The sequence below is a fragment of the Pseudomonadales bacterium genome (assembly GCA_024234615.1).
GTDB lineage: Bacteria > Pseudomonadota > Gammaproteobacteria > Pseudomonadales > IMCC2047 > JAJFKB01.
Genome location: JACKNY010000001.1, coordinates 269,904 through 289,996 on the forward strand (window position 1 = coordinate 269,904; position 20,093 = coordinate 289,996).

Below are 20,093 nucleotides of genomic sequence, written 5' to 3' on the forward strand. Positions count from 1 at the left end.
GATAAAATTCAAAACCTCCTTCTGGAGAAGTGACTGATGAAAGATTTATTAAATCTACTAAAAGCGCAAGCACACGATGAAGAGTTCGACTCCATTCGGATCGGGCTAGCGTCACCCGATATGATACGTTCCTGGTCTTTTGGCGAAGTAAAAAAACCTGAAACCATCAACTATCGTACCTTCAAGCCGGAACGGGATGGCCTGTTCTGTGCCAAAATCTTTGGACCGGTTAAGGATTATGAATGTTTATGCGGCAAATATAAGCGGCTAAAACACCGTGGCGTGATCTGTGAAAAATGTGGCGTTGAAGTCGCGTTGGCGAAAGTGCGTCGTGAGCGCATGGGGCATATTGAGCTGGCTAGCCCGGTTGCCCATATTTGGTTCCTCAAATCGTTACCCTCACGTATTGGCTTGCTGCTGGATATGACGCTACGTGATATCGAACGTGTACTGTACTTTGAGTCTTTTATCGTTATTGACCCTGGTATGACCACTTTGGAGCAGGGCCAAATTCTGAATGATGAGCAGTATTTCGAAGCTCTGGAAGAGTTCGGCGATGACTTTAGCGCGAAAATGGGCGCTGAAGCCATTCAGGAATTAATGAAGGATCTGGACTTAGAGGGCGAGATTAAAACAATTCGCGATGAAATTCCCGATATTAATTCGGAAACGCGTATTCGAAAGTTATCAAAACGCTTAAAGCTGATGGAAGCTTTCCATGCTTCGGGCAACAAGCCAGAATGGATGGTGATGGATGTGCTGCCGATATTGCCGCCAGATTTGCGTCCTTTGGTGCCACTAGACGGTGGCCGTTTTGCTACTTCTGATTTGAACGATTTATATCGCCGTGTGATTAACCGTAATAACCGTCTGAAGCGCCTGCTCGAACTGAGCGCGCCAGATATCATCGTGCGTAACGAAAAGCGTATGCTGCAGGAGTCAGTGGATGCGTTGTTGGATAATGGACGACGTGGGAGAGCTATCACGGGTTCCAACAAGCGTCCATTAAAATCTTTGGCTGATATGATCAAGGGTAAACAGGGTCGTTTCCGTCAGAACTTATTGGGTAAGCGCGTTGACTATTCCGGTCGTTCGGTGATTGTTGTCGGACCTAGGCTGAAACTGCATCAGTGCGGGCTACCGAAAAAGATGGCGCTAGAGCTGTTCAAGCCTTTTATTTTTAGCAAGCTCGAACTGCGCGGCTTGGCAACCACCATTAAAGCCGCGAAGAAAATGGTTGAACGAGAAACCCCGGAAGTATGGGATATTTTGGCGGAAGTTATTCGTGAGCATCCGGTAATGCTTAACCGTGCGCCAACATTGCATAGGCTTGGTATTCAAGCCTTTGAGCCAGAGCTGATCGAAGGTAAAGCGATCCAATTACACCCTCTAGTTTGTGCTGCCTATAACGCAGACTTTGATGGTGACCAAATGGCCGTCCATCTGCCGTTGACCATTGAGGCACAAATGGAAGCGCGTGCATTGATGATGTCGACTAACAATATTCTATCGCCAGCGAACGGCGATCCGATTATTGTCCCGTCGCAGGATGTGGTGCTGGGTCTGTACTACATGACCCGGGAACGTGTTAATGCCAAGGGCGAAGGCATGATGTTTGCCGACATCGAAGAGTTGCAGCGTGCCTATGGTGCAAAGCAAGTGGATTTGCAGGCAAAGATTAAGATTCGTATTACCCAGACTGTGCGAGATATTAACACGGATGTCGAAGATGTATGCTCAACTCAATTGGTAGAAACGACCACCGGGCGAGCCATTCTGTTCAATGTGGTTCCCAAGGGGTTACCCTTTTCGCTGGTTAATCAGCCAATGACCAAAAAGGCGATTTCACGCCTAATTAACAGCTGCTACCGCAACGTTGGTTTGAAAGAAACGGTCATTTTTGCTGATCAGTTAATGTATACCGGCTTTCATTATGCCACGATTTCTGGTTGTTCGATCGGTGTAAATGACTTTGTTATTCCTGATGAAAAGGCCCAAATTATTGCCGCTGCGGAAATAGAGGTGAAAGAGATTGAGGGGCAGTATGCTTCTGGCTTGGTCACCCAGGGTGAGAAATATAATAAGGTCGTGGATATCTGGTCGCGCGCGAATGAAATGGTTGCTAATGCGATGATGGCGACGCTGGGTACCGAGAAAGTTATCGCCCGAGATGGCAGTGAAGTGGATCAAGAGTCCTTTAACTCGGTTTATATCATGGCCGACTCGGGAGCACGGGGTTCTCCGGCGCAGATTCGACAGTTGGCCGGTATGCGTGGTTTGATGGCGAAGCCGGACGGCTCCATTATTGAAACACCTATTACTGCAAACTTCCGTGAAGGTTTGTCGGTATTACAGTACTTTATTTCCACCCACGGTGCTCGTAAAGGTCTTGCTGATACGGCACTAAAAACAGCCAACTCTGGATATTTAACGCGCCGTTTGGTGGATGTGGCTCAGGATCTCGTGGTGACAGATCATGACTGCGGAACCGAAAATGGTTTGCTGATGACACCCTTGATTGAAGGGGGTGAGATAGTTGTGCCGTTGGGGAACCGCGTGTTAGGTCGTGTTGTTGCTCGGGATATCACTGTGCCGGGTAAAGATGACGAAATCGTATTGCCGGCCGGAACGCTGATTGATGAAAAGAAAGTCCAGCTTATCGATGAAAATAACATCGACGAAATTCTGGTGCGTTCACCCATTAGCTGCGAAATACGGCATGGTATCTGTACTAATTGTTATGGTCGTGATTTGGGTCGTGGGCATCTGGTCAATATCGGAGAAGCCGTGGGTGTTATTGCTGCACAATCGATTGGTGAGCCTGGCACGCAGTTAACGATGCGTACCTTCCACATTGGTGGTGCGGCATCCAGCTCTTCTACCGTTGATAACGTGCAAATTAAGCACGGTGGTGTGTTACGTTTGCACAATGTTAAGCACATCGATCGCAAAGGTGGTGAGTCTGTGGTTGTATCTCGTTCAGGCTCGCTGGCGATTGCGGATGAGCACGGTCGGGAGCGCGAACGCTACAAAATTCCCTATGGTACTTTGCTGACAGCGAAGGAAGGCGCCAAAGTGAAGGCGGGCCAGGTGATCGCTACCTGGGATCCGCATACGCACCCCATCGTGACGGAAGTGGCAGGACGTGTCTTATTCCATGAAATGGAAGATGGCATCACTGTTAAACATCAGACGGATGAGCTAACAGGTTTGTCCAATATTCAGGTGATCGACCCGAAAGATCGCCCCGCGGCCGGTAAAGATATGCGGCCAATGGTCAAGCTGGTTGATAAAAAGGGTAAGGATCTATGCTTAGCGGGTACTGAAGTGCCTGCGCACTACATGCTGCCAGCGAATGCCTTGCTGAGTATGAGTGATGCTGCGGATGTGGCGATTGGTGATATTATCGCGCGGATTCCGCAGGAAAGTTCAAAAACGCGAGATATTACCGGTGGTTTGCCGCGCGTAGCAGATCTGTTCGAAGCGCGTAAGCCAAAGGAGTCTTCAATTCTGGCAGAAATTACCGGGACCATTAGTTACGGAAAAGAAACTAAGGGTAAGAAGCGCTTGGTGATTACGCCTACCGATGGTGGTGATCACTATGAAGAGCTGATTCCAAAATGGCGTGTTTTGAATGTCTTTGAAGGTGAGAAGGTTGAGAAAGGTGAGGTTATTTCCGATGGCCCATCAAATCCACACGATATTCTCCGTCTCAAGGGCGTAAGCGCGTTGGCGGAATACATCGTTGACGAAATACAGGAAGTTTATCGTTTGCAAGGTGTTGCTATTAACGATAAGCACATTGAAGTCATCGTGCGCCAAATGCTACGTAAAGTCGATGTGACTAATGCTGGCGGCACAAGCCTGATTAAAGGTGATCAGGTTGAATACAATACATTGTTGGAAGCAAATGAGTTGGCGGTTAAAGGTAAGGTTGAGGTTGCTGAATTTGAGCGCTTGCTGTTAGGCATAACCAAAGCATCCTTGGCGACGGAATCCTTTATTTCAGCGGCATCTTTCCAGGAAACAACCCGAGTGTTGACGGAAGCGGCGGTAACCGGCAAGAAAGACTATCTGCGGGGCTTAAAGGAAAACGTAGTAGTCGGTCGCTTAATTCCGGCTGGAACTGGATTGGCTTACCACGCAGAGCGTAAGCGTAAACGCTTAGCCGAAGCGGCAGTTAAAGCTGGCGCTGGATCAGTAAGCGCAGATGAAGTGGAACAGGCGCTTACTGAAGCGCTGAACATTTCCAGTTCTTAGCAATCATTTCTTCGCGTGATATTGCTTGACGGATGGGTGCGGGGTCATTAGAATCTCGCATCCTTTATTATAGGCAGGGCATTCCTGTCATTATTTTTTATCTAGTTGGAGTATTAAATGGCAACGATCAACCAATTGGTTCGTAAGCCACGTAAAAAGAAAGTAGCCAAAAGTGACGTGCCAGCGTTACAGTCCTGTCCTCAGCGGCGGGGTGTCTGTACGCGGGTTTATACCACGACGCCGAAAAAGCCAAACTCTGCATTACGTAAAGTCTGTCGGGTGCGTTTGACTAACGGATTTGAGGTTTCCTCATATATTGGTGGTGAGGGTCACAATTTGCAGGAGCACTCAGTAATTCTCATCCGTGGCGGTCGAGTCAAAGATCTACCGGGTGTGCGCTACCATACCGTGCGTGGCAGTCTGGATACTTCGGGTGTGAGCGATCGTAAGCAGGCTCGATCCAAGTATGGAACCAAACGACCCAAGTAAAGTTTTAAATGGGGTTGCGTGATTTTCGATGCGTAACTCTATAGTAAGGCCAAGTGATTTCGAGTGAAATGTATCTTGGGAAACCCTGAATTGATAAGGTAATTATTATGCCAAGAAGAAGAGTTGTTGCTAAACGTGAAGTACTGCCTGATCCTAAGTACGGTAGTAAAGTGCTGGCTAAATTCATGAACCACGTCATGGTCAGCGGTAAGAAATCCCTCGCCGAGCGTATTGTTTATGGTGCCTTGAATAAAGTTCAGGAGCGTAGTGGTAGTGGGGACCCCATCGTAGTATTCGAGAAAGCGTTGGAAGCCATTCAACCAATGGTTGAGGTTAAATCTCGTCGTGTTGGCGGTGCTACCTATCAAGTGCCGGTTGAGGTGCGTCATGACCGTCAAGCGGCGTTAGCGATGCGCTGGTTAGTAGATTTCGCTCGTAAGCGCGGTGAAAAGTCCATGTCTCTGCGATTGGCAGGTGAAATTCTTGATGCCGCAGAAGGCAAAGGCGCTGCTGTGAAAAAACGTGAAGACGTGCACCGCATGGCTGAAGCAAACAAAGCTTTCTCGCATTATCGTTTTTAAGCTTATTTAAAAGAATCAAAATTTAGAGGATACAGTTGTGGCTCGTTTAACGCCTATTAATCGTTATCGGAATATCGGTATTTGTGCGCACGTAGATGCGGGTAAAACCACTACGACAGAGCGAGTCTTGTTCTATACAGGGCTGTCTCATAAGATCGGTGAAGTGCACGATGGCGCTGCGACAATGGATTGGATGGAGCAGGAACAGGAACGGGGTATTACTATTACCTCCGCAGCTACAACCTGTTTTTGGAAAGGTATGCAAGCGCAGTTTCCGGAGCATCGAGTCAATATTATTGATACCCCTGGACACGTTGATTTCACTATTGAAGTGGAGCGTTCATTGCGGGTGCTAGACGGTGCGGTGGTGGTGCTGTGTGGGTCCTCAGGTGTGCAGCCGCAGACCGAGACGGTATGGCGTCAAGCGAACAAATATGAAGTGCCACGCATGGTGTTTGTCAACAAAATGGATCGTGCTGGCGCCGACTATATGATGGTTGTCAGACAGCTGAAAGATCGTTTGGGTGCCAAGGCGGTGCCTTTGCAAATGACGATAGGCGCAGAAGATGAGTTTAAGGGCGTTGTTGATCTAGTCAAGATGAAAGCGATCATCTGGAATGAAGCTGATCAGGGTATGACTTTTGAATATCAAGATATTCCGGCCGATATGCAGTCCGTATGCGAAGAGATGCGCGAGTTTTTAGTTGAGTCGGCGGCAGAAGCTACCGATGAGTTAATGGAGAAATATCTTGAGGGTGGAGATTTAAGCGAAGTAGAGATTAAAAAAGGCCTGCGTCTACGCACCTTGGCTAATGAAATCGTTCCAGTTTTGGGTGGTTCAGCCTTTAAAAATAAAGGTGTTCAGGCTGTGTTGGATGCTGTTATTGAGTATCTGCCATCTCCTACTGAGGTTAAAGCAATCGATGGTGTGCTTGATGACGAAGTGACTGTGGCGACTCGCGAAGCTGATGATAACGCCCCATTTGCCGCGTTGGCATTTAAAATTGCAACGGACCCCTTCGTTGGAACGCTGACATTCTTCCGTGTTTATTCCGGTAAATTGAATTCGGGTGATACTGTCTACAATCCGGTGAAGCACAAGAAAGAGCGTATTGGTCGGATGGTGCAAATGCACTCCAATGACCGTAAAGAAATTAAAGAAGTGTTGGCTGGAGATATTGCGGCGGGTATTGGTCTGAAGGACGTTACCACGGGCGAGACTCTATGTGATCCTAATCACATTATTACGCTTGAGCGAATGGAGTTTCCAGAGCCGGTTATTTCTGTGGCAGTGGAGCCGAAATCCAAAGTTGACCAGGAAAAAATGGGTATTGCGTTAGGTAAGCTGGCGCAGGAAGATCCATCCTTCCGGGTTAAAACAGATCAAGAAACCGGACAAACCATTATTTCAGGAATGGGCGAGTTACATCTGGATATTATTGTTGATCGCATGCGCCGCGAATTTGGTGTTGAGGCCAATATAGGTAAGCCGCAAGTGGCGTACCGTGAAGCGATTCGTAACACCTGTGATATTGAAGGCAAGTTTGTGCGCCAGTCCGGTGGCCGTGGTCAATATGGTCATGTTTGGGTCAAGTTTGAGCCTGCGGAAGACGGTAATGCGGATAAACTGGTATTTGTTAATGAAGTAGTAGGCGGTGTGATTCCAAAGGAATACATCCCTGCCGTCGAAAAAGGTATTGCCGAACAAATGCAAAATGGTGTGTTAGCGGGTTATCCGTTGCTGGGCTTAAAAGCAACGCTGTACGATGGTTCTTTCCATGAAGTGGATTCCAACGAAATGGCTTTTAAAATAGCTGGTTCGATGGCGGCGAAACAGTTGCGTACACATGGTGGCGCAGTACTGCTTGAGCCAATTATGAAGGTAGAGGTAGTAACGCCGGAAGAAAACATGGGTGATGTGATGGGTGATTTAAATCGTCGTCGTGGCTTGGTTCAGGGCATGGAAGATTCGTCGATGGGTAAAATTATTCGTGCTGAAGTACCGCTCGGGGAAATGTTTGGTTATGCTACTGATCTTCGTTCGGCGACTCAGGGTCGTGCTACCTATACCATGGAGTTTGAAAAATACTCCGAAGCGCCGTCCAGCATTGCTGAACAAATCATCAATAAGGCTTAATAAATAACGAGTTGAATTAAGAGGCTAATCATGTCTAAGGGTAAATTTGAACGGAACAAACCGCACGTTAATGTGGGCACAATTGGTCACGTGGATCATGGTAAGACGACGCTGACAGCGGCGTTGACGCGAGTGTGTGCGGAGACCTGGGGTGGTACTGCAGTCGCGTTTGATGGTATTGATAATGCGCCGGAAGAAAGAGAGCGCGGTATTACGATTGCGACCTCCCACGTAGAATATGATTCGCCAAAGCGTCACTATGCTCACGTTGACTGTCCTGGGCACGCGGATTATGTGAAGAACATGATCACGGGTGCGGCGCAGATGGACGGAGCGATTTTGGTCTGTTCGGCCGCGGATGGTCCGATGCCCCAAACCCGTGAGCACATACTGTTGTCGCGTCAGGTTGGCGTTCCCTATATTGTCGTGTTCTTGAACAAAGCGGACATGGTTGATGATGAAGAGCTGGTCGAGCTGGTTGAGATGGAAGTACGTGAGCTGTTGGATCAATACGATTTTCCGGGTGATGATACTCCTATTATTGTGGGTTCAGCCTTGAAGGCTCTGGAAGGTGATACTTCTGATATTGGCATGCCGGCAGTGCAGAAGCTGGTTGAAACGTTGGACGAATACATTCCTGAGCCGGAGCGTGCGATCGATCAGCCGTTTTTGATGCCGATAGAAGACGTGTTCTCGATTTCTGGTCGTGGCACGGTGGTTACGGGTCGAGTTGAGCGTGGTGTGGTTAAGGTGGGAGAAGAGATTTCGATTGTTGGTATTAAAGAGACCACCAAGACGACCTGTACCGGTGTTGAGATGTTCCGTAAGTTGCTGGATGAAGGTCGAGCTGGTGAAAACGTTGGAGTTCTGTTGCGTGGTACTAAGCGTGAAGAAGTAGAGCGTGGTCAGGTATTAGCGAAGCCGGGTTCGATTACGCCGCACACCAAGTTTGAAGCGGAAGTGTATGTTCTGTCAAAAGACGAAGGCGGCAGACACACACCTTTCTTCAAAGGGTATCGTCCGCAGTTTTACTTCCGTACCACGGATGTCACGGGCGCTTGTGAATTGCCGGAAGGTGTCGAGATGGTGATGCCGGGTGATAACATTCAGATGACAGTGACTTTGATTGCGCCGATTGCGATGGAAGATGGGCTACGCTTTGCGATTCGTGAAGGTGGTCGTACTGTTGGTGCTGGTGTCGTTAGTAAAATTATCGAGTAATCTGTCTTCGATTTTTAGCAAAAAGAGACCCTTTAAAGGGTCTCTTTTTTTAGTGTCAAATAAGCTTGACACTAGGCGGTCAGGTACTTACAATGCGCTTCCCTTTTCGGGGGTGGTGTAACGAAGTTATTGAAATTGTTGGAGCATTTGCTAAATGCAAAACCAGAAAATTCGAATTAGGCTGAAAGCGTTTGATCATCGATTAATCGATGCATCGACCCTGGAGATTGTTGAGACAGCGAAGCGCACTGGTGCGCAGGTGCGTGGTCCGATCCCGCTGCCGACCCGAAAGGAAAAATTTACTGTATTGATTTCTCCGCACGTCAACAAGGATGCGCGTGATCAATATGAGATACGTACCCATAAGCGTTTGTTGGATATAGTTGAGCCAACTGAGAAAACAGTTGATGCTCTGATGAAGCTAGATCTTGCTGCGGGCGTGGATGTGCAAATTAGCCTGGGCTAAGTTTGCGTTTAACGACTTAATTTAAAACAATCAGTGGAACGTGCTGAGAAGCGCGACCGAAGAGGGTTAAAGTCCCGTACACACTGGTATCGAGGTTAGTATGACTATTGGAATAGTCGGACGAAAGAGCGGTATGACCCGCGTTTTCACTGATGAGGGTGCTTCCATACCTGTCACAGTTATCGAGGTTGAACCAAACCGCGTAACTCAGATAAAAACGGTAGCCAGTGATGGCTACTCTGCCATTCAGTTCGCCGTCGGCGAGCGTAAAGCTTCTCATGTATCTAAACCGCTGATTGGGCACTATGCCAAAGCCAACGTCACTGCAGGTCGTCTGTTGTGGGAAAATCGTGTGGCCGAAAATGAGTTGGCTGATATCAATATCGGTGATGAAATTACGGTTGCGGTTTTTGAAGAAGGCCAGGCTATCGATGTGACAGGCCGTTCAAAGGGTAAAGGTTTTGCTGGGGCTATCAAGCGTTGGAATTTTAGTATGCAGGATGCTACGCACGGTAACTCGCGGTCACATCGTTCGGCAGGTTCGATCGGACAGTGTCAAACGCCTGGCCGAGTAGTTAAAGGTAAAAAAATGGCGGGCCATATGGGTGCCGAGCGAGTCACCGTGCAAAATTTAGAGATTGTACGTGTGGATGTTGAGCGTAACCTGTTGTTAGTGAAGGGTCCGGTGCCCGGAGCGCCGGGCGGCGACGTGCTGGTCAAAACTGCTGTTAAAGCGCGTAGCTAAGAGGGCATAAAGAATGAGTTTAGCAATCGTGGGAGCAGATAAATCAAAGGTAGAGCTGTCGGAAGTCGCCTTTGGTCGAGAGTTTAATGAAGCGTTAGTGCATCAAGTGGTTACCGCTTATATGGCGGGTGCTCGGCAAGGATCGCGTGCTCAAAAGACTCGCTCGGAAGTAAGTGGTGGGGGGAAAAAGCCATGGCGTCAAAAGGGTACTGGGCGTGCGCGAGCGGGCACGATAAGAAGCCCTATCTGGCGTAGCGGTGGTGTGACATTCGCTGCCAAGCCGCAGAACCACTCGCAAAAAGTTAACAGAAAAATGTATCGCGCAGCAATGCGTTCTATTTTGTCCGAGCTGTTGAGACAAGACCGGTTGGTCATGGTTGAGAGTATTGATTTAGATCAGCCCAAGACCAAATCGATGATCAGCAAATTAAAAGAATTCGATCTGCCCGCAAATGTATTGGTGGTGTCAGAGGAAGTGGGTGAAAATTTGTATTTGGCTGCGCGCAACCTGCCGCACGTTGGTGTATGTGATGTTGCTGGAGCTGATCCGGTTAGTTTGATTGCATACGACAAAGTGTTGATCACGGTTGCCGCCCTCAAAAAATTTGAGGAGTTATTAGGATGAACCCAGAGCGTATATTTAAGGTTCTGTTAGGCCCGCATATCTCTGAAAAAGCAACAGTGGTAGGGGAGAAGCAAAATCAGGTTGTTTTCCGTGTGGCGCCAGATGCTACAAAGCCGGAAATTAAAGCGGCGGTTGAGCAGCTGTTTAATGTAAAAGTCGATGCCGTTCAGGTGAGTAACCTTAAAGGTAAGCGCAAGCGTACGCGTTATGGTATGGGTAAGCGAAGCGATTTGCGTAAAGCTTACGTGAGTTTGCAAGAAGGTCAGGATATCGACTTTTTGAGCGTGGAGAAGGCATAGATCATGGCAATTATTAAGTGTAAACCAACCTCGCCTGGCCGACGTCATGTGGTTAAAGTGGTGCATCCTGATTTGCATAAGGGAAGCCCCTATGCGCCACTGTTAGAAAGTCAGTCAAAGGGCGGTGGTCGTAATAATAATGGTCGTATTACAACGCGTCATGTGGGCGGTGGACATAAGCAGCACTATCGGGTGATTGATTTCCGTCGCAATGATAAGGATGGTATACCGGCCAAGATAGAGCGGCTTGAGTACGATCCTAACCGCTCCGCGAATATAGCTCTCGTTCTCTATGCGGATGGTGAGCGTCGCTACATTATTGCCTCAAAGGGAATGAAAGCTGGAGACTCTATTCAGTCCGGTAATGATGCGCCAATAAAAAATGGTAACTGTTTGCCGATGCGGAACATTCCATTAGGTTCAGTGGTGCATTGTGTGGAGATGAAGCCAGGTAAGGGTGCTCAGGTTGCGCGTAGTGCTGGTACTTCAGTGCAGCTGGTCGCCCGCGATGGTGCTTACTGTACTTTGCGGTTGCGATCGGGAGAAATGCGTAAGATTTTGTCCGAGTGTCGAGCTACTATTGGTGAAGTGAGTAATAGTGAGCACAGCTTGCGACAGTTGGGTAAAGCCGGAGCCACGAGATGGCGCGGTGTAAGGCCAACCGTGCGTGGTGTCGTGATGAATCCAGTAGATCACCCGCATGGTGGTGGTGAAGGTAAAACTTCCGGTGGTCGGCACCCAGTATCGCCTTGGGGTACTCCCACTAAAGGCTATAAAACACGCAGTAACAAGCGTACCGATAAACTGATCGTTCGTAAGCGATCGGCCAAGAAATAGCGAGTAAGAGGATAAAATACTGTGCCACGTTCATTAAAAAAAGGGCCGTTTGCAGATCTTCATCTTATGAAGAAGGTAGAAACGGCGCTAGAAAAAAATGACAAGCGCCCCATAAAAACATGGTCGCGTCGGTCTACGGTTTTCCCAGAATTTGTGGGGTTAACAATCGCCGTGCATAACGGGCGTCAGCATGTGCCGGTATTTATTACCGAGGATATGGTAGGTCATAAATTGGGTGAGTTTGCAGCCACTCGTACCTATCGCGGTCATGCGGCTGACAAAAAGGCCAAACGTTGATACTAAGGCCTGGTGAGAGGATATTTTGATGGAAACTATGGCAAGGTTAAAAGGTGCGAGACTTTCTGCTCAGAAGGCGCGTCTAGTGGCTGACCAGATTCGTGGCAAGACGGTGGAAGATGCACTAAGCATACTCACATTCAGTCCGAAAAAGGGTGCAGCAATCATGAAAAAGGTGCTGGACTCTGCGATTGCAAACGCAGAAAACAATGAAGGCGCTGATGTGGACGAGTTAAAGGTGTCGACAGTGTTTGTCGACGAAGGAATGACAATGAAGCGTATCAAGCCGCGTGCCAAAGGCCGGGCAGATCGTATATTTAAACGCTCTTGTCATATTACCGTTAAAGTTGCAGATAGCTAAAAGCTAAGCAGATACTGGGAGCTAAAATGGGTCAGAAAGTACATCCAACCGGCATACGACTAGGCATTGTCAAGGATCATAATTCGATCTGGTATGCCAATGGAGAAGAGTACGCTAAAAACCTGTTGAACGACTTGCAGGTGCGCGAATACATTTTGGATAAGTTAAAGAGTGCGTCCGTAAGCCGGGTGCTGATTGAGCGTCCAGCGCAAAATGCGCGTATTACTATCTATAGCGCACGACCAGGCATTGTTATTGGCAAGAAGGGTGAAGATGTTGAAAAGCTGAGAAACGACCTCGGCAGAATGATGGGCGTTCCAGTTCAGATCAATATTGAAGAAGTGCGTAAGCCTGAGTTGGATGCGCAATTGGTGGCAGATAGTGTTGCTAGCCAGCTAGAGCGTCGAGTCATGTTCCGTCGAGCGATGAAGCGAGCTGTGCAAAATGCAATGCGAATTGGTGCCGGCGGTATCAAAATTCAAGTAGGTGGTCGTTTAGGCGGCGCTGAAATTGCACGAACAGAATGGTATCGTGAAGGTCGAGTACCATTGCACACCTTGCGAGCGGATATAGATTACGCTACCAGTGAGGCATCGACAACCTACGGTATTATTGGTGTCAAAGTGTGGATATTTAAAGGTGAGATTCTTGGCGGTATTGAGCAGGTCAGAGCTGAGCGAAATGCAAAGGCTAAACAGGCTGCTAAAGGCGCGCGGTAACGGGTAAGGAATTAGAACGATGTTACAACCGAAACGTACAAAATTTCGCAAAATGATGAAAGGCCGTAATCGCGGTTTAGCGATTCGTGGCAGCAAAGTAAGCTTTGGCGAATATGGATTAAAAGCGATTGGGCGAGGTCGGATTACGGCACGCCAAATTGAAGCCGCCCGTCGAGCGATGACGCGGCATGTTAAGCGTGGTGGCAAAATCTGGATTCGTATTTTCCCAGATAAACCAATCACTAAAAAACCACTTGAGGTTAGGCAAGGTAAAGGTAAGGGTAGTGTTGAATACTGGGTTTGTCAGATTCAACCTGGACGCGTCCTCTATGAAATGGAAGGGGTGTCTGAAGAGCTGGCGAGAGAAGCATTTGCGCTTGCCGCTGTTAAATTGCCCATAGCAACGACATTCGTAACGCGAACGGTGATGTGATGAAAGCAGCTGATTTACGAGAAAAATCCACAGAGGATTTAAATAAAGAATTGCTAGGGCTTTTACGCGAGCAATTTAATTTAAGAATGCAAAAAACAAGTGGGCAATTAGGCCAATCACACTTGCTAGGCCAAGTGCGCAAAGATATAGCACGAGTAAAAACCGTGTTGTCACAGAAGGCAGGAAACTGAGATGGCAGAGCAAACGAACGCTAGAACCGTTACGGGTAAAGTGGTCAGTAACAAAATGGATAAATCGATCGTGGTGCTGGTGGAGAATCGTATTAAGCACCCCATTTACGGCAAGTACGTAAAGCGTTCCACCAAGTTGAGAGCGCACGATGAGAATAATGAGTGCAATAGTGGCGATATTGTCACTATTAAAGAATCTCGTCCTATTTCGAAGACCAAGTCTTGGATGTTAGAGCGGATTGAAGAGCGTGCAGTAGAAGTTTAAGTGGTTAATTGCGCAGTAGTTTGCGAACGATTGACAGTTGCAGTCTATAGGGTTTGGAGTGACCAATGATTCAAACAGAATCAATGCTTGATGTGGCAGATAACAGCGGTGCCCGTCGAGTCATGTGTATTAAAGTTTTGGGCGGTTCGCATCGACGGTATGCGCGTATTGGCGACATCATTAAAGTGACAGTAAAAGAGGCGATTCCTCGTGGTCGTGTTAAAAAAGGCCAAGTGATGAATGCAGTGGTCGTGCGTACCAGGAAAGGTGTGCGACGCTCCGATGGTTCGATTATCCGTTTTGACGGTAATGCTGCCGTGTTGTTAAACCAACAGCATGCACCCATAGGCACTCGTATTTTTGGCCCGGTAACGCGCGAATTACGCAGCGAAAAGTTTATGAAAATTATTTCATTGGCGCCGGAAGTACTGTAAGCGGATTGAATTTAGAGAGACCAGTGATGAATAAAATCAGACGAGATGACGAAGTAATTGTTATTGCGGGTCGTGATAAGGGTAAGCGCGGGAAAGTGTCGCGGGTATTGCAAAACGATCGTCTCATAGTTTCTGGGATTAATATGGCAAAACGTCATACCAAACCAAACCCTATGAAAGGCGCTGCCGGTGGTATCGTTGAGAAAGAGGCGTCGATCCACATCTCTAATGTGGCGATATACAACAGCGCAACCAATAAAGCCGATCGCGTAGGTGTAAAGGTTTTGGAGGATGGCTCCAAAGTTCGAATTTATAAGTCGAATCAAGAAACGATCGACGCGTAATAGTGACTGGAAATTAAGATGTCGAGATTAAAAGATCTTTATAAAGCGGAAGTAGTCGACTCTCTGAAGAAGGAGTTCGGTTACCAAAATGTGATGCAGGTACCTAAGGTGACCAAAGTAACCCTTAATATGGGGGTTGGTGAGGCACTGGGGGACAAGAAGTTAATTGAAAATGCAGTTTCTGATATGCAATTGATTTCCGGCCAAAAACCGCAGATCACCAAAGCACGTAAATCTATTGCGGGCTTCAAGGTTCGTGAAGGTTATCCTATCGGCTGTAAAGTGACGTTGCGCAATGATCGCATGTGGGAATTTCTTGATCGCTTGATCGATGTGGCGGTTCCTCGTGTAAGAGACTTTCGTGGTTTGAGTGGGAAGTCATTTGATGGTCGTGGAAATTACAGCATGGGTGTTAAAGAGCAGATCATTTTCCCGGAAATTGATTTCGATAAGGTAGACAAGATTCGTGGTTTGGATATAACCGTTACCACCACGGCGAACAGTAATGAAGAAGGGCGTGCACTTTTAAAAGCCTTAAATTTTCCCTTCAAGGAATAGGATCGATTAACGATGGCAAAGACTTCCATGGTCGAGCGCGAAAAGAAGCGCGAACGTATTGTCGCTAAGTACGCAAAAAAGCGTGCTGAGTTAAAGGCGGCTATTTGTAATATGTCTTTGAGCGATGAAGAACGTTGGGACGCTCAAAAGAAATTACAGGCAATGCCGCGCGATGCGAGTCGATCAAGACTACGGAACCGCTGTCAGATCACTGGCCGTCCACATGGTGTCTATCGCAAATTTCGGCTGGGAAGAAACAAGTTGCGTGAAGCCGCAATGCGTGGTGATATCGCCGGACTGAAAAAGTCCAGCTGGTAAGATTGAAACAGAATTAGGAGCGCAACTTTAAAATGAGCATGCAAGATACTTTGGCGGATATGTTTACCCGTATTCGCAACGCGCAGTTGGCCGCTAAACCTTCCGTGGTTATGCCTTCTTCAAAGATGAAGGTGTCGGTGGCTAAAGTGCTGAAAGAAGAAGGGTTTATCGGTGACTATCGCACTGAGGGTGATAAGATCAAGCCCTCCTTGAGTATTGATTTGAAATATTTCGAAGGCAAACCTGTCATCGAGGAAATCAAGCGAGCGAGCCGCCCCGGATTGCGTTTGTATAAAGGTAAAGACGAGTTGCCGAAGGTACGCGGTGGGTTGGGTGTTTCAATCGTCTCAACTTCCAAAGGCGTAATGACCGATAAAGCGGCACAGGCGGTTGGCGTTGGTGGCGAAATAATTTGTACCGTTTTCTAGGATTAAAATATGTCTAGGGTAGCGAAGAATCCAGTTGAATTACCTTCGGGTGTTGAAATAAGTCTTAAAGGCCAGACGATGAACGTCAAGGGCAAAAAAGGCAATTTAACACTGGAGGTGCATTCATCGGTAGAAGTTAAGCAAGAAGATAATCAGCTTGTGTTTGCTGCGCGTGATGGCGCTAAGTTATCGCGAGCAATGTCCGGGACTACAAGAGCGTTAGTCAATAATATGGTGATAGGCGTATCTACGGGCTTTGAGAGGAAGCTGGAGTTGCAGGGGGTTGGTTACCGTGCAAAAGTCAGCGGAAACACAGTTAATTTAACGCTTGGCTTTTCTCATCCGGTTGACTACGAACTGCCTCAGGGCGTAACTGCGGAAGCCCCGACGCAAACAGAAGTCGTATTGAGTGGCATTGACAAGCAGCAGGTTGGTCAGGTGGCGGCAGAGATTCGTGCATTCCGACCACCCGAGCCTTATAAGGGTAAAGGTGTTCGTTACTCTGGCGAATTTGTACGCCGTAAAGAAGCCAAGAAGAAATAGGTAGCAGTATGAGCGAGAAAAAAGTTGCCCGATTACGCCGTAGTCACAAAACACGGTACAAAATTCGTGAGCTGGAGGTCAACCGGTTGTGTGTTAATCGGACGCCACGTCATATTTACGCCCAGATTATTGCGCCAACTGGTGGTGAAGTGTTGGTTGAAGCCTCGACGCTTGATAAAGATCTGCGTCAGGATAAAACCGGTAACGTGGACGCGGCCGGAAAAGTGGGTGCGTTAATAGCAGAGCGCGCCAAGCAAGCCGGTATTGAGAAGGTGGCGTTTGACCGTTCGGGATTCAAATATCATGGTCGAATAAAAGCATTGGCCGAGGCAGCCCGCGAAGGCGGTCTGGAATTTTAAGGGTTAAATCATGGCAGACAACGAGCAAACTAGCATTGATATGCAGGAAAAGTTAGTCCAGGTCAACCGCGTCGCGAAAGTGGTGAAGGGTGGTCGGATTTTTGGATTTACTGCATTAACAGTGGTTGGAGATGGTAAGGGTCGCGTAGGCTTTGGTCGCGGTAAGGCTCGAGAAGTGCCAGTTGCGATCCAGAAAGCAATGGAGTCAGCACGACGTAATATGATTAGCGTCAGCCTCAATGGACACACTCTTCAGTATCCTATTAAGGCGCGGCATGGTGCTTCAAAGGTGTATATGCAGCCAGCTTCGGAAGGTACGGGAATTATTGCTGGCGGTGCAATGCGCGCAGTGTTGGAGCTTGCCGGAGTGCAAAACGTACTGGCAAAGTGCTACGGCTCAACTAATCCGGTAAACGTGGTGCGCGCAACCTTCAAAGGGTTGCAGAATATGAAAGCGCCTGAAGATATTGCTGCGAAACGTGGCAAGTCTGTTGAAGATATAGTGGGATAGAGTCATGGCTAAAGCGAAACGAATTCAGGTGACCATGACGCGCAGCGCGATCGGACGTTTACCGAAGCACAAAGAAACCTTGCGTGGGTTAGGTTTGCGTCGAATCGGTCACACTGTTGAGTTGGAAGATACTCCTGCGGTACGTGGCATGATCAATAAAGTTAACTACATGGTTAGCGTGGTAGGAGAGTAAAGGTATGCGCCTTAATACACTAAGTCCAGCGGCAGGCTCCAAGCCTTCAGCAAAACGTGTAGGTCGTGGTATCGGAAGCGGGTTGGGAAAGACCTGTGGACGTGGTCATAAGGGACAAAAATCTCGTTCAGGTGGTGGTGTTAAGCCCGGTTTTGAAGGCGGACAGATGCCTTTGCAGAGAAGATTGCCGAAGTTCGGCTTTACTTCTCGTAGCGGACGTTATGTCACCGAAGTGCGTTTGCACGAACTTGCGAAGGTAGAGGCGGACGTGATCGATGTCGCCGCCTTGAAAGCAGCTGATTTAATTGGTAATCATATCCAAGTTGTTAAAATCATGTTATCCGGTGAGCTTAATAAAGCGGTTAAGATTCGCGGTATTAAAGCTAGTCAAGGCGCCCGAGCAGCTATTGAAGCGGCCGGTGGAAGCATCGAGGACTAGATGGCAAAGCCAGGTGGTGCGTCCCTAGCCAGCGCTAAATCGGGTTTAGCTGAACTATTTCAGCGTCTGCGATTTGTTCTGATGGCAATTATTGTGTACCGAATTGGTGCGCATATACCAGTGCCTGGCGTTAACCCTGATCGTTTAGCACAACTATTTGAACAAAACCAAGGTACTATTTTAAGCCTGTTTAATATGTTTTCAGGTGGCGCTTTGGAGCGAATGAGTATATTCGCGCTGGGTATTATGCCCTATATTTCTGCCTCCATTATTATGCAGTTGATGACGGCGGTAAGTCCGCATCTGGAGCAGCTTAAGAAGGAAGGTGAGGCCGGGCGTAGAAAAATTAGCCAGTATACTCGTTATGGAACGGTGTTGTTGGCGACTGTCCAGTCAGCGGGTATGGCGATTGGTTTGGCTAACCAAGGGATTGCATTTTCAGCGACTTATACTTTCTATTTCGTGGCGATAGTTACCCTAGTTTCGGGCGCTGTTTTTCTGATGTGGTTAGGAGAGCAAATTACCGAGCGCGGTATTGGTAATGGTATATCATTACTAATTTTTGCCAGTATCGTGGCAGGCTTGCCTTCAGCGATTGGGCAGTCATTTGAGTCGGCAAGACAAGGTGATATTAATATTTTGTTGCTTTTAGCGATCGCATTTTTGGCGGTAGCTACGGTGGGTTTTGTCGTTTTCGTTGAGCGTGGTCAAAGACGTATCACTATCAATTACGCTAAACGGCAACAGGGTAAAAAGATGTATGCGGCGCAAACTAGCCACTTGCCACTGAAGGTGAACATGGCTGGTGTTATTCCGCCAATTTTTGCTTCCAGTATATTGTTGTTCCCGGCATCGATCGGGCAGTGGTTTGGTCAAGGCGAAGGGATGAGTTGGATGCAGGATATCACCCTTTTGATCGCCCCAGGGCAACCACTTTATATTATTTTATTCGCCGCTTTTATTATGTTTTTCTGCTATTTCTATACAGCATTGATGTTTAACCCAAGAGATGTGGCGGATAATCTGAAGCGTTCTGGCGCCTTTATTCCTGGGATTAGGCCCGGCGAGCAGTCTGCGAATTATGTGGACAACGTGATGACTCGGCTGACACTGTTCGGCGGCATCTATATTACATTGGTATCTCTGCTGCCATTGTTATTAATCAATACCGCTAATGTACCCTTTTACTTTGGGGGAACTTCGGTCTTGATCGTGGTGGTGGTGGTGATGGACTTTATGTCGCAAGTGCAATCGCATTTGATGTCGCATCAGTATGAGTCGCTGCTGAAGAAGTCCAATCTTAAGGGTTATGGTAGCGGCGGAATGCTGCGTTAATTGGTGTTTGGAGAAGAGCATGAAAGTACGTGCATCCGTGAAGAAAATTTGTCGTAATTGCAAGGTCGTTAAACGACATGGCGTGGTTCGGGTTATTTGTAGCGTGGAACCACGACATAAGCAGCGTCAAGGTTAGACTGGTTCGAGAATCGTCGTTGGAATTCACTTGATTTCTATTGCATCAAGGGGTATTCTTCTGCGCCCTTCGCCGAGGTGGTTTTTGTCATTGTTGAGATAAAATTTAGTAACAATTATTAGTTAAATAAATCGTAATATTGCGAAATGAGAGAGTTGGAGTTAACAGAATGGCCCGTATAGCAGGCGTTAACATACCTGATAATAAACACGCAGTGATTTCACTGACTTACATCTATGGTGTTGGCTCCACCACAGCGCATAGTATTTGCGACTCTGTTGGAATTAATCCGGCCACAAAAGTTGCTAACCTCTCCGAGGAGCAATTGGATGCGGTCAGAAGTGAGATCACTAAAATAACGGTTGAAGGTGATTTACGCCGTGAAGTTTCCATGAACATCAAACGTTTGATGGATCTTGGTGCTTATCGCGGTTTACGGCATCGTCGCAATTTGCCAGTACGTGGACAGCGCAGTAAAACGAATGCGCGCACACGTAAAGGCCCGCGTAAGCCGATTCGTAAGTAATAACCGCTGCAAAACAGTAAAAGCTGAGAGAGACAGGAAAGAT

General features: G+C 47.7%; 29 protein-coding genes and 1 other annotated feature. All 29 genes read left to right on the forward strand.

What is annotated here, in order from left to right; translation table 11 throughout:
• The first annotated feature begins 36 nt into the window (after positions 1–36).
• The 29 genes from rpoC (at position 37) to rpsM (ending at position 20,050) form a co-directional block, all read left to right on the forward strand.
• Positions 37–4,260, forward strand: coding sequence for a DNA-directed RNA polymerase subunit beta' (gene rpoC / locus H6995_01280; GenBank protein ID MCP5213620.1), 4,224 nt, complete (start codon positions 37–39; stop codon positions 4,258–4,260).
• 117 nt (positions 4,261–4,377) lie between these two features.
• Positions 4,378–4,749 carry a 30S ribosomal protein S12 gene (gene rpsL / locus H6995_01285; GenBank protein ID MCP5213621.1) on the forward strand — a complete coding sequence of 124 codons (372 nt, stop codon included), beginning with the start codon at positions 4,378–4,380 and terminating at the stop codon, positions 4,747–4,749.
• 107 nt (positions 4,750–4,856) lie between these two features.
• Positions 4,857–5,330: a 30S ribosomal protein S7 gene (rpsG, locus tag H6995_01290; protein MCP5213622.1), complete on the forward strand. Its 474-nt coding sequence runs from the start codon at positions 4,857–4,859 to the stop codon at positions 5,328–5,330.
• 37 nt (positions 5,331–5,367) lie between these two features.
• Complete coding sequence (gene fusA / locus H6995_01295) at positions 5,368–7,467, forward strand: elongation factor G (protein ID MCP5213623.1); 2,100 nt, start codon at positions 5,368–5,370, stop codon at positions 7,465–7,467.
• Positions 7,468–7,497: 30 nt separating this feature from the next.
• Entirely contained in the window at positions 7,498–8,688 is a 1,191-nt protein-coding gene (tuf, locus tag H6995_01300; GenBank protein MCP5213624.1) for an elongation factor Tu, read from the forward strand.
• A gap of 154 nt (positions 8,689–8,842) precedes the next feature.
• Positions 8,843–9,154: a 30S ribosomal protein S10 gene (rpsJ, locus tag H6995_01305; GenBank protein ID MCP5213625.1), complete on the forward strand. Its 312-nt coding sequence runs from the start codon at positions 8,843–8,845 to the stop codon at positions 9,152–9,154.
• Positions 9,155–9,172: 18 nt separating this feature from the next.
• Positions 9,173–9,236: a sequence feature (possible 23S ribosomal RNA but 16S or 23S rRNA prediction is too short), on the forward strand.
• 18 nt (positions 9,237–9,254) lie between these two features.
• Entirely contained in the window at positions 9,255–9,899 is a 645-nt protein-coding gene (gene rplC / locus H6995_01310) for a 50S ribosomal protein L3 (GenBank protein ID MCP5213626.1), read from the forward strand.
• 13 nt (positions 9,900–9,912) lie between these two features.
• The gene (gene rplD / locus H6995_01315) at positions 9,913–10,524 is read left to right on the forward strand and encodes a 50S ribosomal protein L4 (protein MCP5213627.1); all 612 of its coding nucleotides are present in this window, start codon (positions 9,913–9,915) and stop codon (positions 10,522–10,524) included.
• Positions 10,521–10,823 (forward strand): 50S ribosomal protein L23, encoded by a 303-nt coding sequence (gene rplW, locus H6995_01320; GenBank protein MCP5213628.1) that lies wholly within the window; start codon positions 10,521–10,523, stop codon positions 10,821–10,823. Before rplD ends, rplW begins: the two co-directional genes overlap by 4 nt.
• Positions 10,824–10,826: 3 nt before the next feature.
• A complete protein-coding gene (gene rplB / locus H6995_01325; GenBank protein ID MCP5213629.1) occupies positions 10,827–11,660 on the forward strand; it encodes a 50S ribosomal protein L2 in 834 nt (277 codons plus the stop codon).
• Positions 11,661–11,681: 21 nt separating this feature from the next.
• Positions 11,682–11,957, forward strand: a complete 276-nt coding sequence (rpsS, locus tag H6995_01330) for a 30S ribosomal protein S19 (protein ID MCP5213630.1) — start codon at positions 11,682–11,684, stop codon at positions 11,955–11,957.
• 28 nt (positions 11,958–11,985) lie between these two features.
• Positions 11,986–12,318 (forward strand): 50S ribosomal protein L22, encoded by a 333-nt coding sequence (gene rplV / locus H6995_01335; GenBank protein MCP5213631.1) that lies wholly within the window; start codon positions 11,986–11,988, stop codon positions 12,316–12,318.
• Positions 12,319–12,344: 26 nt separating this feature from the next.
• A complete protein-coding gene (gene rpsC / locus H6995_01340) occupies positions 12,345–13,037 on the forward strand; it encodes a 30S ribosomal protein S3 (GenBank protein ID MCP5213632.1) in 693 nt (230 codons plus the stop codon).
• A 19-nt stretch (positions 13,038–13,056) separates the two neighbouring features.
• On the forward strand, positions 13,057–13,470 hold the full coding sequence (gene rplP, locus H6995_01345) for a 50S ribosomal protein L16 (GenBank protein MCP5213633.1): 414 nt from the start codon (positions 13,057–13,059) through the stop codon (positions 13,468–13,470).
• The gene (gene rpmC / locus H6995_01350) at positions 13,470–13,661 is read left to right on the forward strand and encodes a 50S ribosomal protein L29 (protein MCP5213634.1); all 192 of its coding nucleotides are present in this window, start codon (positions 13,470–13,472) and stop codon (positions 13,659–13,661) included. Before rplP ends, rpmC begins: the two co-directional genes overlap by 1 nt.
• Before the next feature lies 1 nt (position 13,662).
• Positions 13,663–13,926: a 30S ribosomal protein S17 gene (gene rpsQ, locus H6995_01355; GenBank protein ID MCP5213635.1), complete on the forward strand. Its 264-nt coding sequence runs from the start codon at positions 13,663–13,665 to the stop codon at positions 13,924–13,926.
• Between the two features lie 65 nt (positions 13,927–13,991).
• Positions 13,992–14,360 carry a 50S ribosomal protein L14 gene (gene rplN / locus H6995_01360; protein ID MCP5213636.1) on the forward strand — a complete coding sequence of 123 codons (369 nt, stop codon included), beginning with the start codon at positions 13,992–13,994 and terminating at the stop codon, positions 14,358–14,360.
• A gap of 26 nt (positions 14,361–14,386) precedes the next feature.
• Positions 14,387–14,704, forward strand: a complete 318-nt coding sequence (rplX, locus tag H6995_01365; GenBank protein MCP5213637.1) for a 50S ribosomal protein L24 — start codon at positions 14,387–14,389, stop codon at positions 14,702–14,704.
• An 18-nt stretch (positions 14,705–14,722) separates the two neighbouring features.
• Positions 14,723–15,262 (forward strand): 50S ribosomal protein L5, encoded by a 540-nt coding sequence (gene rplE / locus H6995_01370; protein MCP5213638.1) that lies wholly within the window; start codon positions 14,723–14,725, stop codon positions 15,260–15,262.
• Positions 15,263–15,274: 12 nt separating this feature from the next.
• Entirely contained in the window at positions 15,275–15,580 is a 306-nt protein-coding gene (gene rpsN / locus H6995_01375; protein ID MCP5213639.1) for a 30S ribosomal protein S14, read from the forward strand.
• Positions 15,581–15,612: 32 nt separating this feature from the next.
• Positions 15,613–16,008: a 30S ribosomal protein S8 gene (gene rpsH, locus H6995_01380; GenBank protein MCP5213640.1), complete on the forward strand. Its 396-nt coding sequence runs from the start codon at positions 15,613–15,615 to the stop codon at positions 16,006–16,008.
• A 9-nt stretch (positions 16,009–16,017) separates the two neighbouring features.
• On the forward strand, positions 16,018–16,551 hold the full coding sequence (rplF, locus tag H6995_01385) for a 50S ribosomal protein L6 (GenBank protein MCP5213641.1): 534 nt from the start codon (positions 16,018–16,020) through the stop codon (positions 16,549–16,551).
• Between the two features lie 8 nt (positions 16,552–16,559).
• Positions 16,560–16,910, forward strand: coding sequence for a 50S ribosomal protein L18 (gene rplR / locus H6995_01390; GenBank protein MCP5213642.1), 351 nt, complete (start codon positions 16,560–16,562; stop codon positions 16,908–16,910).
• Positions 16,911–16,920: 10 nt separating this feature from the next.
• Positions 16,921–17,421 carry a 30S ribosomal protein S5 gene (gene rpsE / locus H6995_01395; GenBank protein ID MCP5213643.1) on the forward strand — a complete coding sequence of 167 codons (501 nt, stop codon included), beginning with the start codon at positions 16,921–16,923 and terminating at the stop codon, positions 17,419–17,421.
• 4 nt (positions 17,422–17,425) lie between these two features.
• The gene (gene rpmD, locus H6995_01400) at positions 17,426–17,614 is read left to right on the forward strand and encodes a 50S ribosomal protein L30 (protein ID MCP5213644.1); all 189 of its coding nucleotides are present in this window, start codon (positions 17,426–17,428) and stop codon (positions 17,612–17,614) included.
• Positions 17,615–17,618: 4 nt separating this feature from the next.
• Positions 17,619–18,053 carry a 50S ribosomal protein L15 gene (rplO, locus tag H6995_01405; GenBank protein MCP5213645.1) on the forward strand — a complete coding sequence of 145 codons (435 nt, stop codon included), beginning with the start codon at positions 17,619–17,621 and terminating at the stop codon, positions 18,051–18,053.
• A complete protein-coding gene (gene secY / locus H6995_01410; GenBank protein ID MCP5213646.1) occupies positions 18,054–19,388 on the forward strand; it encodes a preprotein translocase subunit SecY in 1,335 nt (444 codons plus the stop codon).
• Positions 19,389–19,407: 19 nt separating this feature from the next.
• Positions 19,408–19,524, forward strand: coding sequence for a 50S ribosomal protein L36 (rpmJ, locus tag H6995_01415; GenBank protein MCP5213647.1), 117 nt, complete (start codon positions 19,408–19,410; stop codon positions 19,522–19,524).
• Between the two features lie 169 nt (positions 19,525–19,693).
• Positions 19,694–20,050 (forward strand): 30S ribosomal protein S13, encoded by a 357-nt coding sequence (gene rpsM / locus H6995_01420; GenBank protein ID MCP5213648.1) that lies wholly within the window; start codon positions 19,694–19,696, stop codon positions 20,048–20,050.
• The last annotated feature ends 43 nt before the right edge of the window (positions 20,051–20,093 follow it).